The 16,220-nt window shown below is 38.5% G+C and carries 14 protein-coding genes; 8 read left to right on the forward strand and 6 right to left on the reverse strand.

The genetic code is table 11. From position 1 onward, the window contains the following. Positions 1-6: 6 nt before the first annotated feature. The 3 genes from mdcH to madM are packed head-to-tail and all read left to right on the forward strand — an operon-like array spanning position 7 to position 2,200. Complete coding sequence (gene mdcH / locus ACS125_RS11725; protein ID WP_443272285.1) at positions 7-939, forward strand: malonate decarboxylase subunit epsilon; 933 nt, start codon at positions 7-9, stop codon at positions 937-939. A 53-nt stretch (positions 940-992) separates the two neighbouring features. Next, positions 993-1,394, forward strand: a complete 402-nt coding sequence (gene madL, locus ACS125_RS11730; protein WP_004702262.1) for a malonate transporter subunit MadL — start codon at positions 993-995, stop codon at positions 1,392-1,394. Positions 1,395-1,438: 44 nt separating this feature from the next. Then, complete coding sequence (madM, locus tag ACS125_RS11735; protein WP_174758492.1) at positions 1,439-2,200, forward strand: malonate transporter subunit MadM; 762 nt, start codon at positions 1,439-1,441, stop codon at positions 2,198-2,200. Between the two features lie 54 nt (positions 2,201-2,254). Here madM and ACS125_RS11740 read toward each other — a convergent pair whose 3' ends face one another. The 5 genes from ACS125_RS11740 to ACS125_RS11760 all read right to left on the reverse strand — a co-directional run bounded on the left by ACS125_RS11740 (position 2,255) and on the right by ACS125_RS11760 (position 7,385). After that, positions 2,255-3,172, reverse strand: coding sequence for a LysR family transcriptional regulator (locus tag ACS125_RS11740; protein ID WP_004792959.1), 918 nt, complete (start codon positions 3,170-3,172; stop codon positions 2,255-2,257). A gap of 101 nt (positions 3,173-3,273) precedes the next feature. Then, a complete protein-coding gene (locus tag ACS125_RS11745; protein WP_443272288.1) occupies positions 3,274-4,692 on the reverse strand; it encodes an aminotransferase-like domain-containing protein in 1,419 nt (472 codons plus the stop codon). A 98-nt stretch (positions 4,693-4,790) separates the two neighbouring features. Next, positions 4,791-4,925, reverse strand: a complete 135-nt coding sequence (locus tag ACS125_RS11750) for a hypothetical protein (RefSeq protein ID WP_000749813.1) — start codon at positions 4,923-4,925, stop codon at positions 4,791-4,793. Between the two features lie 14 nt (positions 4,926-4,939). Further along, a complete protein-coding gene (gene cydB / locus ACS125_RS11755) occupies positions 4,940-5,947 on the reverse strand; it encodes a cytochrome d ubiquinol oxidase subunit II (RefSeq protein ID WP_312823767.1) in 1,008 nt (335 codons plus the stop codon). Continuing rightward, positions 5,940-7,385: a cytochrome ubiquinol oxidase subunit I gene (locus ACS125_RS11760; RefSeq protein ID WP_004792953.1), complete on the reverse strand. Its 1,446-nt coding sequence runs from the start codon at positions 7,383-7,385 to the stop codon at positions 5,940-5,942. The genes cydB and ACS125_RS11760 overlap by 8 nt, the downstream gene beginning before the upstream one ends. Before the next feature lie 643 nt (positions 7,386-8,028). Here ACS125_RS11760 and ACS125_RS11765 point away from each other — a divergent pair. The 4 genes from ACS125_RS11765 to ACS125_RS11780 all read left to right on the forward strand — a co-directional run bounded on the left by ACS125_RS11765 (position 8,029) and on the right by ACS125_RS11780 (position 13,491). Further along, a complete protein-coding gene (locus tag ACS125_RS11765; RefSeq protein ID WP_443272292.1) occupies positions 8,029-8,847 on the forward strand; it encodes a hypothetical protein in 819 nt (272 codons plus the stop codon). 118 nt (positions 8,848-8,965) lie between these two features. After that, on the forward strand, positions 8,966-10,261 hold the full coding sequence (locus ACS125_RS11770; protein WP_443272294.1) for an acyl-CoA dehydrogenase family protein: 1,296 nt from the start codon (positions 8,966-8,968) through the stop codon (positions 10,259-10,261). Positions 10,262-10,438: 177 nt separating this feature from the next. Further along, positions 10,439-11,830: an LLM class flavin-dependent oxidoreductase gene (locus tag ACS125_RS11775; RefSeq protein WP_312823774.1), complete on the forward strand. Its 1,392-nt coding sequence runs from the start codon at positions 10,439-10,441 to the stop codon at positions 11,828-11,830. Between the two features lie 194 nt (positions 11,831-12,024). Next, complete coding sequence (locus ACS125_RS11780; RefSeq protein ID WP_312823776.1) at positions 12,025-13,491, forward strand: MFS transporter; 1,467 nt, start codon at positions 12,025-12,027, stop codon at positions 13,489-13,491. Positions 13,492-13,550: 59 nt separating this feature from the next. Here ACS125_RS11780 and ACS125_RS11785 read toward each other — a convergent pair whose 3' ends face one another. Further along, the gene (locus ACS125_RS11785) at positions 13,551-14,735 is read right to left on the reverse strand and encodes a hypothetical protein (RefSeq protein WP_443272297.1); all 1,185 of its coding nucleotides are present in this window, start codon (positions 14,733-14,735) and stop codon (positions 13,551-13,553) included. 439 nt (positions 14,736-15,174) lie between these two features. Here ACS125_RS11785 and tauA point away from each other — a divergent pair, with 439 nt between their 5' ends. Further along, positions 15,175-16,215: a taurine ABC transporter substrate-binding protein gene (tauA, locus tag ACS125_RS11790; RefSeq protein WP_443272299.1), complete on the forward strand. Its 1,041-nt coding sequence runs from the start codon at positions 15,175-15,177 to the stop codon at positions 16,213-16,215. The last annotated feature ends 5 nt before the right edge of the window (positions 16,216-16,220 follow it).

The following is a 16,220-nucleotide window of genomic DNA, read 5'->3' on the forward strand; positions in this document are numbered from 1 at the left end:
GATATCATGGCTTCAATTTGGGTATATCCGGGACAAGGTGCGCAACGAAGCAATATGCTGCACGACTTACCTAAAAACGCTCTGGTTAAAGAATACCTTGAGCGTGCATCGGATGCACTCAAAGAAGATGTCTTGGTGCTAGATAGTTCGGCTGCATTGCAATCTACACGTGCAGTACAGCTTTGCTTACTTATTTCAGGAGTGGTGAGTTCAGCTTTATTAACTGCTGAAAACTTAACACCTGATTATGTAGCAGGTTTATCAATTGGCGCATGGTCGGCTGCGGTTGTAGCAGGAGTTCTAAACTATGAAGATGCTGTTCGTTTAGTTGCCTATCGAGGTGAACTCATGCAAAACGCTTACCCCACTGGATATGGCATGACGGCCCTGATTGGTACAGATCGTTCAGTTGTCGAAACATGGGTCAAACAAATTTATGAACTAACGCCAGAGGTGTTTGTCGCAAATATTAATGCACATAACCAAATCGTTATTTCAGGAAGTTTTGAAGCCATGAACCAAGTTGCTGTTTTGGCAAAGCAGCAGGGAGTGGTAGCAAAAAAATTAGATGTATCGGTGCCATCGCACTGTGAGTTATTAAGTCAGCAAGCAAAGCAACTTGCAGCATCTATGGAGGGAGTCACTTTAAAGCAGCCTAAAATACGTTATTTAAGTGGTACAACGGCTCGTACACTTGGCAAGCCAGAACAGATTGGTGATGACTTGGCTTTTAATATGAGTCGAACTGTAGATTGGGAAAGTACCATCCAAGCTGCATGGGAACGAGGTGTGAGGTTGCAGATAGAAGCTTTACCGGGAACGGTACTTACTACACTTGCACGTCGAACATTTAAAGATGGAACTGTATTGTCATTTCAAGGAACACGTTTAGACAGCATTCAGTTGGCAATGCAAAACGGAAATAATGCTTCTTTGTAATTGCAATACAAATTAAAAATTGAGTAATAACTCAAGGATATGAGGGATTTACAATGATTATTTATGGAACGGCAATATTAGCGATTTGTCATTTATTAGGCGATTATTTTGGTAATACGCTAGGAATGTTATTGGGCGTAAAAGCAAATGTTGGTGGCGTAGCTATTTCAATGATTCTATTGATTTTGACTAAAGAATTGCTTGCGCGAAAAGGTTACTTACCACAAGTTACCCAATTTGGAGTTTTGTACTGGTCAGGAATGTATATTCCGATTGTTGTAGCGATGTCTGCTGGACAAAACGTAGTAGCGGCTTTATCGGGTGGCATGTTAGGTCTGATCGTTTCTATTGCTTCATTGATTGGTACTGTTCTAGTCATCCGCTATTTAAATAGAATTAGTGGCGATTATGAAACATATGAATGGACGATAGAAACAAAGCAAAAAGTAGCTTAAGCACTCATAAACTATAAAAAAGTCAATCAAAAAGGATTTAAATGATGGACGCTATAATTGCTGTTTTATCTAAAAATGCATTCGTCACTGCACTCGCAGTAACTGGTTTAATGATGTTCGTTTCTCATTTATTGTCAAAATATTTGACGAAAGGAAAACTGCAAAGCTCTGCAATTGCGATCACCCTAGGTTTGGTCGTTGCATATTTTGCAGGAGTTTATACGCAAGGAACTAAAGGCATTTCTGATATCGCTATTTTCTCTGGTTTTGCGATGTTGGGTGGCGCAATGATTCGAGATTTAGCTATTGCTTCAACTGCGTTTGAAGTTGATGTGAAAGAGGTGAAGAAAGCAGGTAAAATTGGTCTAATTGCCTTAATTCTTGGTTGCGTTGTGCCTTTTGCAATTGGGGTTTTGGTCGCATGGGTCATGGGTTATCGAGATCCAATCTCGATGACAACCATTGGTGCTGGTGCCATGACTTATATTGTTGGTCCGATTACAGGAACTGCAATTGGCGCGAGCTCTGATGTGATCGCACTTTCTATTGCAATTGGATTAATCAAGTCAGTCTTTTTTATGGTCGGTACGCCATTACTTGCGAAATTCATGTACCTAAAAAGTCCACGTTCAGCCATGGTATTTGGCGGCTTAGCCGGAACAACGAGCGGTACGGCTGCTGGGCTAGCTGGCACTGATGTACGATTGGTACCTTATGGAGCTTTGGTTGCAACCTTTTATACAGGTCTCGGCTGCTTACTTGGACCATCTGTCTTTTTCTTAACGGTTAATGCGATTTTTGGATAAGTCTTTGTAAAGTGTCTAACGGCAACTTATTAATTTGTAATAGGTTGCCGATATTTATCTTTTAAAATTGGATGCAAACATACGACATTCAGCAATCAGAGCAAGTAAATTAGGATCTCGTTCCTTACTTTTTAAAAAGACCAAACCAATTTCTTGTTGCATATGATATTGCTGTTTCAGTGGAATGAGTTTTACCGAACTTTCATAAACCGCAGAAATACGACCGGGTAATAGTGCAAAGCCTACGCCTGAGCTGACCATACTAATGAGAGTAAAAATATCATTTACTTGCAAAGCAACTTTAGGTGAAAAACCCGCCTTTTTAAAAATGATGTCGCTATCGTGATGGGTCGCAAATCCTTTGGTTAAAGTGAGAAACGTCTCTTCTTTTAAAATGCTTAAATCAATATCTTTAAACTCGGCATATTTTGAATCTTTATTGACGGCCAAAAAAATGTCGTCTGAAAACATTGGTAAAATTTCAAAGTCATCGTCTTGAGTGGTTTCATTTAAAGCAACGATAATGGCATCAAGCTCTGTCGCTTTCAGCTTTTTCACCAAATCCTGATTTGAACTGAGTAATAGTTGAATATCGAGCTCACTACGTCTGAGCTTAAGACCGCTAATCACATTTGGAATTGTGTTTACAGTCAAAGAATAAAGAGATCCTAAATGTAAAACCTTGGCTGCAAAGCCAGCAGCTTCTCTGGTTTTATTTACAGTGATAAAAATGTCTTGTACGATTTTTTGCGCTCGTTCTTCAAATACATAAGCACTTTTTAAAGGAATCAGGTTACGGCCTTCATTTTTAAAAAGAGGGCAACGTAAAGCGCTTTCTAAAGAGTGCAGTGCTTTATGAACACTGACATTACTCAGCTGCATTTCTGTGGCTGTTTTAGACAAATTTCCACAGCGCATAAAAGCTAAAAAAATCTGTATTTTTTTCAGGGTGAGTTCTTCATCAATTTCCATATTAAGCCTTTGAACCTGTTTCCCTAAAAACTATAGATTTGAGTTATAAAGTTACCACAAAATAAAGACTATCAAATTGTGCTTAGGTCGAAGCATCTCTTTTAAGGATTTGCTTCAACTCTTTGTTGAATGGTTTTAATCACTTGATCTAATGCATTTTGAATTTTAATATTCCATTCAAAAGAACAATTGATTCTCAAATAATGCTGCTGTGCGGGTAAAACACTAAACAGAGGACTTGGTGCAACGCCAATATCTTGCTGAATCAACTCTTCATAAACTTGCATACTGTCTAGCGTGCTAGGAAGTTTGACCCATAGAAAATAGCCACTTGGGTAGTAATACACTTCGCAAGAGCTAGGTAAATGCTGCTTTAAATAGTGATAAAACTGCTTTTTATAACGCTCAAGCGAAAGTCTAAGTGTACGCAAGTGCTTCTCATAATGATGATGAGATAAAAACTCAACCAGCGCATTTTGAATGAGTGCATTGACTGAAATGGTACTCATGAGCTGTAAGTGTTGAATATGGTCTGAAAATTTACCTGCATAGACCCAACCGACTCGAAAGCCTGCACCTAATGTTTTAGAAAAAGAAGAGCAGTGCAGCACCAGATTTTGTTGATCAAAATACTTCATTGAAAGTGGTTTTTGGCCGCCATAAAAAAGCTCTTCATAGACATCATCTTCAATCAAATAAATTTGGTGTTCGTGAAGCAACTTGGCAATTTTATATTTAATGTCATCACTGACGGTAAAACCAATCGGATTATGGGCATTCAGCATGAGCCAACACACCTTGATTGGATATGTTTGAATGACCTGTTCAAAAGCCTCTAGGTCAAACCCGTGTTGTGGATGTTCAGGAATGGTAATCACTTTAAGCCCTAAACGTTCGGCAGCTTGCCAAGCGCCATAAAACACGGTTTGCTGTAATAAAATATAATCGCCGGGTTGAGCAACAGCTTGTAGGGAAAGGTTAAGCGCATCTAAACCTCCAGATGTAATGACAATGTCATCTGGTTCAGTTTGTATGCCTTGCATACAGTAGCGCTGAGCAATCAGTTTCCTTAACGCTAAATTGCCTGGCGGTAGGCTTGTGGTCTGGTCATAACTTTGTCTTTGGCGCGCAAGCTGTCCCATAATTTGAATAAGTTTGGGGGCTGTTAGAAGTTGACTATCAGGAAAAGCTGAGCCAAAAGGTACGACAGACTCATGTTGAATCGATTTAAGATATTTAAAAACTAATGAGTTAATTTCAATTTTAGAGTTCAGTGAAACAACTGAATATTGCTCGAGTGGCTTAAGTGCAATTTGCTCGGCAACAAAGTACCCAGATTTTTCTTTTGAATAGATCAGACCTTGTGATTCAAGCTCCTGATAAGCATTCATTACGGTCATTAAACTAAAGCCAGAGCGTTGTACCTGATCTCTTAATGAAGGTAATTTTTCATGCGCACTTAAAGTGCCACTTTCAATGAGTTGGCGAATGCTATGAGCGAGTTGTTCTGATTTATACATGTATGAGCTGCACGAAATAACAAAATGAAAGATGCACTTAATCAATAATAAATGCCGTTTGCAGAATCTACAAACGGCATTTGTTTAGAACCATAGATTTACTTTAAGTAAGGGGCAGCATAAATCAATATGACTTTAAACAAACCCGCAATCACAGCTAAGGCTAAAAAACCGCCAAGCCATAACAAGATAAACCATTGAGTTTGATTGAGTTTGACTGATGACTTTTTCATAAAACCCTCCATACTTAATGATAACCTTCATCACCTACACGCACTTTGTCACGGAATACCCAATAAGACACAATTGTATAAGCAATAATAATTGGAATCAGAATTAACGCACCGACCAAAGCAAACATCTGGCTTGAATGAGGCGCTGCTGCCTGCCAAATGGTCACTGATGGCGGAATAATATAGGGCCATAAACTAATCACAAAACCAGTAAATGCAAGGAAAACAAGCGCCAATGTATATGCAAATGGTTTAAGGTCATGATCCTGCTTTTTACATGCTGATAAAATCAGGCCAACAAATAATAAGACTAAAATAGGTACAGGGCTAAAATAGAACAGATTTGGTAAAGAGAACCAGCGATCTGCAATTTCAGGATGAGTCAACGGCGTATATAAACTTACGCCACCAAAAATGATCAGTAGTGCAATAATCAGTTTTGGCATAAGCTCATACATACGTTGCTGTAAGCCTTTTTCAGTTTTTAAAATAAGCCAACCACAACCCAAAGTTGCATACATCGCAACTACGCCAATACCTGTAAAGATCGTAAATGGAGATAACCAGTCAAATGGACCACCAGCATAAATACCATTTTCGGTTTTAATTCCTTGGATATAGGCACCCAGAATAATCCCTTGTAGGAAGCTGGTTAAAACTGAACCCCAAATAAAAGCCAAGTCCCAAAGGTGTTTGGTGCGATGAGCTTTAAAGCGGAATTCAAACGCCACGCCACGGAAAATCAGGGCAATCACCATGAAAATGATCGGTAAATATAGTGCTGATAAAACTGTTGAATAGACCAGTGGAAATGCTGCATATAGACCAGCACCACCGAGAACCATCCAAGTTTCGTTACCATCCCAGACAGGGGCCACGGTATTCATCATCACGTCACGTTCTTGGCTGTCCTTAATGAATGGGAACATAATCCCGATTCCTAAGTCGAAGCCATCCATGACCACATAAATCATGACACCTAAACCGATAATACCGACCCATATTAAAGAAAGATCAATCATGACGGTTCTCCCCAGAGTTTTGTTTGCTGTCAATATTTTCATCGACTGCACTAAGTGGACGCATTGGTGTTTTAAAGTGTCCTACGCCACCAGTTTCAACATTTGGTGTATCAATAAATGATGGGCCTTTGTTTATTAGTTTTAAGGTGTAGTAGATGCCGCTACCAAAAACGATGGTATAGACCACCACAAAAATAAACAGGCTCAGTCCGACCTGATCTGCGGAAACCGTATGTGAAAGTCCATCTTTAGTTCTCATAATGCCGTATACAACCCACGGCTGACGGCCAACCTCAGTAGTTACCCAACCTGCAAGCATAGCGACATAACCAGATGGTCCCATCACCAATGCAAATTTATGGAACCACGAAGTTTCATAGAGTTTTCCACGCTTACGTAACCAAAGTGCTATTAAAGAAAGAGTGACCATGAGTACACCAAGACCCACCATCACACGGAAGCTCCAGAAAACAATCGTTGAATTTGGACGATCTTCAGGTGCGAAATCTTTTAAGCCTGTCACTTGGCCATCTAAGCTATGCGTTAAAATTAAGCTACCCAAATAAGGAACACCCACTTCAAAATGGTTACGTTCTTCTTTCATATCTGGAATTGCAAATAGCAATAATGGCATCGGCTCATTGTGATTGGTTTCCCAGTGGCCTTCCATTGCCGCAAGTTTGGCAGGCTGATGTTCACGTGTGTTTAAACCGTGGTTATCACCAATCACTACTTGCAAACATGAAGTCACAAGCACCATCCAGAGACCCATCGAAAACGATTTTTTCACCAATTCATCACGACGGCCTTTTACTAAATGCCATGCAGATGTTCCAACGACCAATAATGATGAAACCAAGAAGGCGGCTGCACCCATGTGGGCAAAGCGGTAAGGGAAGGATGGGTTAAAGACAATTGCAAACCAGTCTTTTGGCACAATAATGCCATTTTCGATCGCAAAGCCTTGAGGTGTCTGCATCCAGCTATTCGAAGATAAAATCCAGAACATGGAAATACATGTTCCGATGGCAACCATAAGTGTTGCGAAGAAATGGGCCCGAGGACCAACACGTCCCCAACCAAATAACATAATGCCTAAGAAACCTGCTTCTAAGAAGAAGGCACTCAAGACTTCATAGGTAAGTAGAGGACCAGTAATACTTCCGGCAACACGTGAAAATTCACTCCAGTTAGTACCGAACTGGTAACTCATGACCACGCCCGAGACCACACCCATACCAAAGGCAACAGCAAAGATCTTAATCCAGTATTTAAATAGATCTTTATAAATCGGGTTTTGGGTTCTTAACCATTTCCATTCTAACACTGCTAAAAAGCAGGCAAGACCAATGGAAGTGGCCGGAAAAATAATATGGAAGGATACTGTAAAAGCAAATTGTATTCGCGCTAATTCTAGAGCGGTTAGACCGAGGCTCATAAACTTTCCCCCTGTGAACTAGCTGATGATGGTTAAATGAGTTAAATACTTATTTTCAGGCAACAAAGTATTTTGGCGATTAAACTTGCATCTGTGAGAAATGTTCTTAGCAAGTAAAATGCCAACAGGGTTAAGCAATATAATTGCTTGATATTTCAAGAGAATAGACTGATTGATTGTTCTCAATCTGTTAACAAAGTTTATGCTTGATGTTGCATTTGTAAAAATGCATGTTGCATTGAAACATTGATGAAATATCTGGCGATATGCAATAGATCGTCTCATGAAAACTACCTACCTTAAGAAGTTTCCTTAATCATGCACTTACTATTTTTGTATATGTAGATACAGAAATTTTTTATAAAACTATAACAGTCTGAAGCATTCGTGAGGTGTGCTATAGTTTTTTTTCAAATATCTGTAGCTATGTATCCATTCTTCAAAAGTTCAAAATAAATGAACAAGATTTACGAATGGCCAAAATCACTTTCCAAAACAAAGTGAATGCGACTTTGGATAATAGGCGCAGAATAGTTTCTTCTCTTTTATTCCTTTGTTGTTTTGCGTGAGGTCTGGTTGTTACGTAGGTTATTAAAGACCTGATTTAAGTGTAGCTCTTCTAAAATAGCTTGGATGTTAAAAAATGTTTATTACCTCTCAACTCAATGTCCTGCATAAAATTATTAAAAATCAGCCTATTCCTATTTCTATATTGGCTCAGTTAGAGCAGACTTACGTTAATTTTGAAGCTACTTTATTAAGAGCGAAAGTACTCAGAGACTTTTCCAAAGCTGAAACTGTTTATTTAATTCAATCTCATATTGAGCCACAGCAAAGTAGCGTGGCCTACCTATTTTCACCTTTTATTTTTGCAAACCTAAACAAGCCTGCCATTTATACGACACCTGCGACTGCACCTGTACTTTCTATTCTTAATAAATATTACCAAGCTGAGAAGAAAGTGTTCTTTAAAGTAGATGAAGTTTTAGAAAGTCTAAAAATTTATATTGATTTGGAACTTGCAGAGCTTAATGAAGTTGAGTTTATTTATTTAAGCTTAATCAAAGCACTGTGTCGAAGTGACCTTTCTACAGTTTTTTTAATTACGAGTTTAGATGTAGATGTCGAGTATTTAGAAGCTCTTGAGCAATTTTTAAAGGTCAAAATTTATTGGATTAAAACCACAAAAGATAAGGACTTAAAAAACTTTAATAGCTTAGAAATGCGGAAATTATTATTCAAAAATAAAGATGAAACCTATGTACAGCTATGTGCACAATTTGCTCAGATGAATGCAGAGCTGGTGGGACTGTGTGACACCTTCACGACGCATCAAATGACTCATTTAATTGATGATATGTTTTATTCAGAGCATATTTTCGAAAAACTATCTGTCTATTCAGAATATATGCAAACCTTATTGCAAAGTCAGCATAGTCTTAACAAGAAAGAGATCGCTTAGCGTTGGCAGGCTTTTGTTGTGCGTTATATAAAGTTTGAATACTGTTATAAAAAAATAATCGTTTTCATGTGAAATAAATATTTTATGGTAAAAGCAAAGCAATATTGGTTTTACTTACATGACAAATTTAAATTTTGAGCATCATCTCGGTTCACTAACGCATGCAGCACTTAGTCAGGCCTCAATTATTTCTCGCGTATGGGGTGAAGGCCCTTCAGAACGTTATGATGAATTGGCAAAAAATTTCAGACCGACTTTTGCCCGTATTAAAGAAGGGGCTTTAATCCGTGAGCAACAGCATATTTTGCCTTATGAACAACTTCAGTGGCTCAAAGATGTTGGCTTTACACGTTTACGACTTCCTAAAACCCATGGTGGCTTTGATGCAACCATTCCTGAATTATTTGCATTACTCATTGAACTTGCAGAGGCAGATTCAAATTTACCGCAAGCTTTGCGTGTACATTTTGGTTTCACAGAAGATGTCTTGGTAAGTAAAGACAAAGCTTTTCGGGAGCGTTGGCTTAACCGAATTGCCAATGGAGAAACAGTGGGTAGTGCGTGGTCTGAAGGCGGTAAAGAATCAATCGATCAGTTCGAAACACATTTGTATCGAGACAGTGACGGAAAAATTCGCGTTAAAGGCAAAAAATACTACACCACAGGGAGTTTATATGCGGACTGGGTTGATGTTGGGGTAACAGATTTAAAAGGAGAGTCTGGCTCAGTTGTTGTTCGCCGCGAAGATGAGGGTGTTGAAATTGTCGATGACTGGAATGGCTTTGGACAGCAGCTCACTGCAAGTGGTACGGCATATTTCCATGATGTATTGGTCGATGAAGCTGAAATTTTACCTGATGATGACCGTTTTAAATATTCAGCGGCTTACTATCAACTTGTTCAATTGGCAATTATTACGGGTCTAGGACGTGCTGCAACCTATGATGTTTCTCAAGCTGTTGCTAAACGTACCCGAAACTATACGCATGCGAATGCTCAATTTGTAAAACAGGATCCGCAAATTTTACAAGTAGTAGGCCAAATTCGTGGCGCGGCTTACAGTGCAGGGGCGATTGTTGAAAAAGTCGCACAAAGCTTACAACGTGCTTACTTAGCTGCATTTCAAAATAATGAGAAGCTAGAAGAGGAGCAAAATGCGCTTGCCGAACTTGAAAGTGCGCAGTCTCAAACGGTCATTACAGATCTAATTTTAAATGCTTCTACGATTTTATTTGACGCTTTAGGTGCTTCCGCAACAGATAAAGATTTAGGCTTAGATCGATACTGGCGTAATGTACGAACTTTATCTTCGCATAACCCAAGAGTATTTAAAAATCGAATTGTCGGTGATTTTAGTGTAAACGGCACATTACCTCCGTATCAATGGCGAATAGGGAATGTTGCTAAACAATAAATTATAGTTTTAGATATTAAGTTGCTATTTTTAGCGGCTTAATATTATTTATGTTTTTTAGAAATAAATTATAAAAACCTATTAGAATAAAATCATATTTTGTTTGGGGTTTATATTATAAAGAAAACCTAAAAATTGCTTTAGTATAAAAATAAATAAAATGCTGGCGAATATTTTATGACTAAGAAAATTAGTTTTAATGCTTTTGAAATGAATTGTATTGCCCACCAATCTCCTGGATTATGGCGACATCCTCAAGACCGATCTGTTGAATATAAAGATTTAGAATATTGGACAGATTTAGCACAAATTCTTGAGCGTGGTTTTTTTGACGGTATTTTTATTGCAGATGTGCTTGGTATTTATGACGTTTATCATCAAAGTGCTGAACATGCCTTAACAGGTGCAGTACAAGTTCCGGTCAATGATCCACTACAGATTGTGCCAGCGATGGCAGCAGTCACAAAGCACTTGGGTTTTGGTGTCACAACCTCGATTTCCTTTGAACATCCTTATCCTTTTGCTAGGCGTATTAGCACGCTAGACCATTTAACCAAAGGGCGAGTTGGATGGAATATCGTGACGTCTTATTTGGAAAGTGGTTCGAAAAACTTGGGCCTAAAAACTCAGGTTAATCATGACAATCGTTATGATATTGCTGATGAATACTTAGAAGTTCTTTACAAACTTTGGGAAGGTTCTTGGGAAGAAGGTTCTGTACTTCGCGACCGTGAAAGAGGTATCTTTGCTGACTATAAAAAAGTGCATCCAATTCAGCACGAAGGTAAATACTTTACTGTACCGGGCATCCATATTTGTGAACCATCACCGCAGCGAACACCAGTACTTTACCAAGCAGGCGCATCTTCACGTGGGCAGAAGTTTGCTAGTCAAAATGCCGAGTGTGTATTCATCGCAGCGCCGTCTAAAATTGCCACTAAAAAAGTGGTACAGGGCATTCGCCAAAAACTGGCTCAAGAAGGCCGCGACCCGTACTCAGTTAAAATTTATGCACTTTTGTCGATTGTCACTGATGAAACCGATGCAAAAGCACAGGCTAAGTTTAAAGAATATCAAAGCTATGGAAGTTACGATGGGGCTTTAACATTGCTATCTGGCTGGTCTGGTGTCGATTTTTCACAATATCAACCCACTGACAAAGTTGAATATATTCAAACCAATGCCATTCAATCTTTATTAGATTCTTACGTAAATGCAGATCCAGAGCGTGTTTGGACCATTGAAGAAATTGCAAATTGGAACAGCTTAGGTGGTAATGGACCAGTACTCGTGGGTTCAGCAGAAACAGTTTCGGATGGTCTACAGCAATGGGTTGAAGATACCGATATTGATGGCTTTAACCTTGCCTATATTTTGGCACATCAAACCTTTGCCGATGTGGTCAAATTTATTGTTCCAGAGTTGCAAAAACGAGGGGTATATCAAACTTCATACGCACAAGGAACATTAAGAGAAAAACTATTTGGTGCTGGGCCATATTTGCCTGAAAATCACCGTGGTGCAAAATATCGTAATCTAAAGGAATTAAAACTTGCTGAGGCAAGTTAATATTTTAGGAAGCCTTTAAATAAATAGCTGGTTAAATACCAGCTTTTATTTTGTCTTTTTATATCGGTTTTACTTCTGAGTTAATAATGAAAAGATAATTCTATAATTTAGATTAAAACATCAGATTAATTTGTTTTTGTATTATGTGAATAATCATTATTTTGTTTCTGTTATTAAAATACAGGAATTATTAAGTGAGCACACAAGAACTCGATCATAACCATCGTTATGAAATTAAATCTCCCGATGATGTTTCACAATTAATTTCCAAATTTGCAGGGAAGGGTAAGTCGAATAAAGTTATTTGGTTGGCACTGATTGGGGTGTTTATTGATGCCTATGATTTAACAACGCTCTCATTTGGTATTGAGCAAGTTATCTCTGAGTTTTCTTTAAGCCCTGTCATGACTGGGGTCGTAGCTTCAGCAATTGTCTGCGGAACCATTGTTGGTAACCTGATTGGTGGTTGGCTGACAGATAAAATCGGCCGTTATCGGGTTTTTATGGCGGACATGGTGCTGTTTGTCATTGCGGCAATTGTGGCTGGTTTTGCACCGAATGTATGGGTTTTGATTTTAGCCAGATTTATTATGGGAATTAGTGTCGGTATTGATTTGCCTGTCGCAATGTCATACTTATCTGAGTTTTCCAAATTTAACGGTAGTAGCAACAAAGCAGCACGTTTAGCCGCATGGTGCCCAATGTGGTATGCCGCTTCTTCGGTATGTTTTGGTCTAGTTCTGGCGCTTTATTTTCTTTTACCCCCTGAGCATAGCAACTGGTTATGGCGAGCATCTTTAATTTTTGGAGCAGTACCAGCGTTACTCATTATTTTTATTCGCGGTAAATATTTAACTGAATCACCTATTTGGCTTGCAAACCAAGGCGATTTAAAAGGCGCAGCTAAAGTTCTACAAGAATCCTATGCAATTCATGCAGTTGCTACAGTTGAAAAAGTAGAAAGAACTAGCGATAAGAAAAAGCGCGAGGGTTTTGCAGTTTTATTTAATAAAACCTATTTGCCAAGAACTATTGTGGCAATTGTGATTCACATTTCGGTGGCATTTCAGTACACCACCATTGCTTTCTTTTTGCCTTCTATTTTAACACGGTTTTTTCATACTGATGTCTTGACGACCATTACCACCACACTTGGGCTTAATTTACTGTTTGCATTTACGGGCGGACTATTAGGTGTATTTGTTGCCAGCAGATTTAAATCTCGTCATGTGTTGCTTACAGGCTTTTTACTTCAGTTTATTGCTCTCATTGCTTTGGCATTGATTGGTGAACCCGGTAATAGCTTTTTACTCTACACCGCAATTGGAATGCTGGGTTTGTGGCTTTTTGCCGAAGGCTTTGGGCCTGGGGCACAAATGATGGTTTATCCTACTATGGCTTATCCAGCTTCGATTCGTGGTGTTGGTGTTGGCTTTAACCGTGCCGTAACAGGTGTTGCTCAAGCCATTGCCTTGTTTGTTTTACCAATTTGGATGGCGGGTTACAAAACCGATGTTTACCTAATAATTTCTATCTTTGCATTTATTCCTTTAATTGTGATTGGGCTAGTGATTAAGTTTGAGCCTACTGCCCAAGATGTTGATGTGATTGATGAAGATAAAACAGAACTTCCTCTCAATAATTCACCAGTAATCGACTAGAGTAAAAATAAATATCTAGATAAAACAAAGGCCAACATCTGTTGGCCTTTATTTTGGATTTAGAAGTAGTAAGCAAAAATCACAAATGCTTTTTTATTCCATTTATCATTGCTTCCACCAGCTGCAAGGCCTTCACTGTCTCCTAGGTATGGATCATGTTTACCCATCAATAATTCGGCTTGTACCGTCAGTTTTTGATAGTTAAAAGCAATACCGGGAATAAAACGGGTAGAGTCTTTAAAGCCATCTTGCTCTTTTCGATAAGAACTATAATTTAAATAGGGACGAACAGAGGTAATTGGGCCAAATTGCTGAGGAAATAAATAGCTGAGCTCGGCTGAGTAAATCTGACCTTTGGTTGCAGAGTTAAATGAATAATCGAAACCACCTAAAGTCAGATGATCTTTATATTCAGTGTCGGCATTATCGATGTCTTGATAACCAGCCAAAAGCTGTAAATTCCATTGGTTATAATTGGTATTGCTAAAAACCGAATAGACTTGGCGATCGCCATCTTGCCCTGAACGTTTGTTTTCAATAGTGGAATACCATGCAGAAGCACCCAGTTGGGTAGAGAAATTTTCTTGGCCTAAGATATTTTTAAAGGTATGAGCACCTCGAACAACAAAGGAGTTCTTTTCTTGGGTATTGGTGCCTTGCGGTACTGAGTCATCCGCATTGACAGGGTTGATACTAAATCGACTCGAGTCTTTGCTTTTACCTCTATAGGTGCCACCATCGGTAGGATAAAAGGCGAGTTGTGCTTCATTGATTCCATCATTGAAATCATATTTTACACCAAGATTATGTACATCTTCCCAACCCGCACTATTGGCAATGCCTAAATAATAAGTATTTCCCCAAAATCGACCTAAGCCAAAAGGAACGGGGTTTAAGCCAGCAATAATTTTACTGTTATCATTAATTTTATAACCCAACCACGCATCGGTGAGCCAGTTGGCATCGCCTAAATGTCCATAATACTCATAAACCCGATAATCTAGATGGCCAATCCATTTCGGTGAGTTGTAGTCCAGCCATAATACTGCGTCATTAAAGGAAAATTTACTGGTAGAGGGTTCAGAGTCAAAATCATAAATATATTTAGCCCGAACAGTACCACTTACTTTAAGTTGACCTTCTTCAGCATTGCCAAAGGTAAGGGCTGCATGACTTGAGAGGCTGAATGTAATCAAAGTCGTCGCGATGAATATTTTTTTGAAAGTTGTGGGACGTTTAAACAAGGGATGATTTCTCCTCTTAAAAATAAAAATTAAATTTGCCTCATGTATAAACCAGAAAAAGATTTGTCCAAATCTTAATATTTGCAGAATATTCAAGATAAAAAGATAATAAAATCTGTACTTTATATAAAAGAATGAAAATTAATTAGATGCAAAACTCTGGATGCGATAAGCAAAAATAAAAATGATGAAATGAGTAGGATAAAATACCAGAAGGTATATGTCAGGCTTTCCTAATCATATGATTTAGGAATATCGTTTTTAATTATTGATATATAAGTATTTTAATTTTGTATCTATCCTATAAGATTACTTAAAATTTTCTTTTTACCAAAAGATAAAAACTTATAAGAAAAAGTTATTTATAAAAATTAGATAAGCAACTCATATTTTTTTATTTTTCATTATAAAGCCAGCTGCATACCATGAGCTTATATTATTGAAAGATCATGAAATTATGAGCACGAAGACCAAACCGTTGATTATCACGGCAATTGTTATCGTAGCAATTGTTGCATTTATCGTATGGCAAAATAAGAAAGACAATAATACCAGTGCTTCAGTTCGTGACAGCAAACCTATTGTGATTGCTTATCAAACAGGGGTTGACCCAAGCAAAGTGGCACAAGCAAATGGGGAGTATGAAAAACATAGTCAACGTACTATTCAATGGAAAAAATTTGATGCGGGTTCAGATGTTGTAAACGCACTTGCCTCGGGCGACGTGGTACTTGGCAATATTGGCTCAAGTCCACTTGCAGCAGCGGCAAGCCGTGATTTACCAATAGAAGTATTCTTAATTACATCAAAACTTGGTGCATCTGAAGCACTCGTGGTGAGTAATAAATCAGGGATTAAAAGCCCTCAAGATTTAATTGGCAAAACCATTGCTGTACCGTTTGTTTCAACCACACATTACAGCCTTTTGTCTGCACTGAAACATTGGAATATTCCAGAAGATAAAGTAAAAATTATTAACTTGCGTCCACCTGAAATTTCAGCTGCTTGGGAACGTGGTGACATTGATGCTGCCTATGTGTGGGAACCTGCTTTAAGCAAAGCTAAAGCATCTGGCACAGTCTTAACTGACTCAAAACAAGTCGGTGAATGGGGCGCTCCAACTTATGATTTATGGGTAGTACGTAAAGACTTTGCAGAGAAAAATCCTGACTTCTTAAAAGCTTTTGTCCGAACTACGCTTGAGCAGCTTGAAAAATATAATCAAGACCCAGCCGCTTACGTTAAAGATGCCGATAACGTACAAAAAATTGCGCAGCTCACAGGCTCTGATCCAAAAGATATTCCGCTTTTATTAAGTGGAAATATTTACCTTGACCACGCTCAGCAAAAACAAACGTTAGATGGTGAATTTGCACAAAATATTTTTGATACAGCGAAATTCTTAAAAGGTCAGGGTAAGGTCGATCAACTGAAAGCCGATTATAAAGGCAATGTGAACTCTTCATTTTTGCAGCCTTAAGGAGT

The organism is Acinetobacter sp. PFS20 (assembly GCF_052261015.1).
GTDB lineage: Bacteria > Pseudomonadota > Gammaproteobacteria > Pseudomonadales > Moraxellaceae > Acinetobacter.

Bases quoted from the DNA above. Each gene is read 5' to 3' on its own strand.
- ACS125_RS11765 (WP_443272292.1), top strand. From the start codon at position 8,029: ATGTTTATTACCTCTCAACTCAATGTCCTGCATAAAATTATTAAAAAT.
- ACS125_RS11745 (WP_443272288.1), bottom strand. From the start codon at position 4,692: ATGTATAAATCAGAACAACTCGCTCATAGCATTCGCCAACTCATTGAA.
- madM (WP_174758492.1), top strand. From the start codon at position 1,439: ATGGACGCTATAATTGCTGTTTTATCTAAAAATGCATTCGTCACTGCA.
- ACS125_RS11740 (WP_004792959.1), bottom strand. From the start codon at position 3,172: ATGGAAATTGATGAAGAACTCACCCTGAAAAAAATACAGATTTTTTTA.
- cydB (WP_312823767.1), bottom strand. From the start codon at position 5,947: ATGATTGATCTTTCTTTAATATGGGTCGGTATTATCGGTTTAGGTGTC.
- madL (WP_004702262.1), top strand. From the start codon at position 993: ATGATTATTTATGGAACGGCAATATTAGCGATTTGTCATTTATTAGGC.
- ACS125_RS11770 (WP_443272294.1), top strand. From the start codon at position 8,966: ATGACAAATTTAAATTTTGAGCATCATCTCGGTTCACTAACGCATGCA.
- mdcH (WP_443272285.1), top strand. From the start codon at position 7: ATGGCTTCAATTTGGGTATATCCGGGACAAGGTGCGCAACGAAGCAAT.
- ACS125_RS11775 (WP_312823774.1), top strand. From the start codon at position 10,439: ATGACTAAGAAAATTAGTTTTAATGCTTTTGAAATGAATTGTATTGCC.
- ACS125_RS11760 (WP_004792953.1), bottom strand. From the start codon at position 7,385: ATGAGCCTCGGTCTAACCGCTCTAGAATTAGCGCGAATACAATTTGCT.
- ACS125_RS11750 (WP_000749813.1), bottom strand. From the start codon at position 4,925: ATGAAAAAGTCATCAGTCAAACTCAATCAAACTCAATGGTTTATCTTG.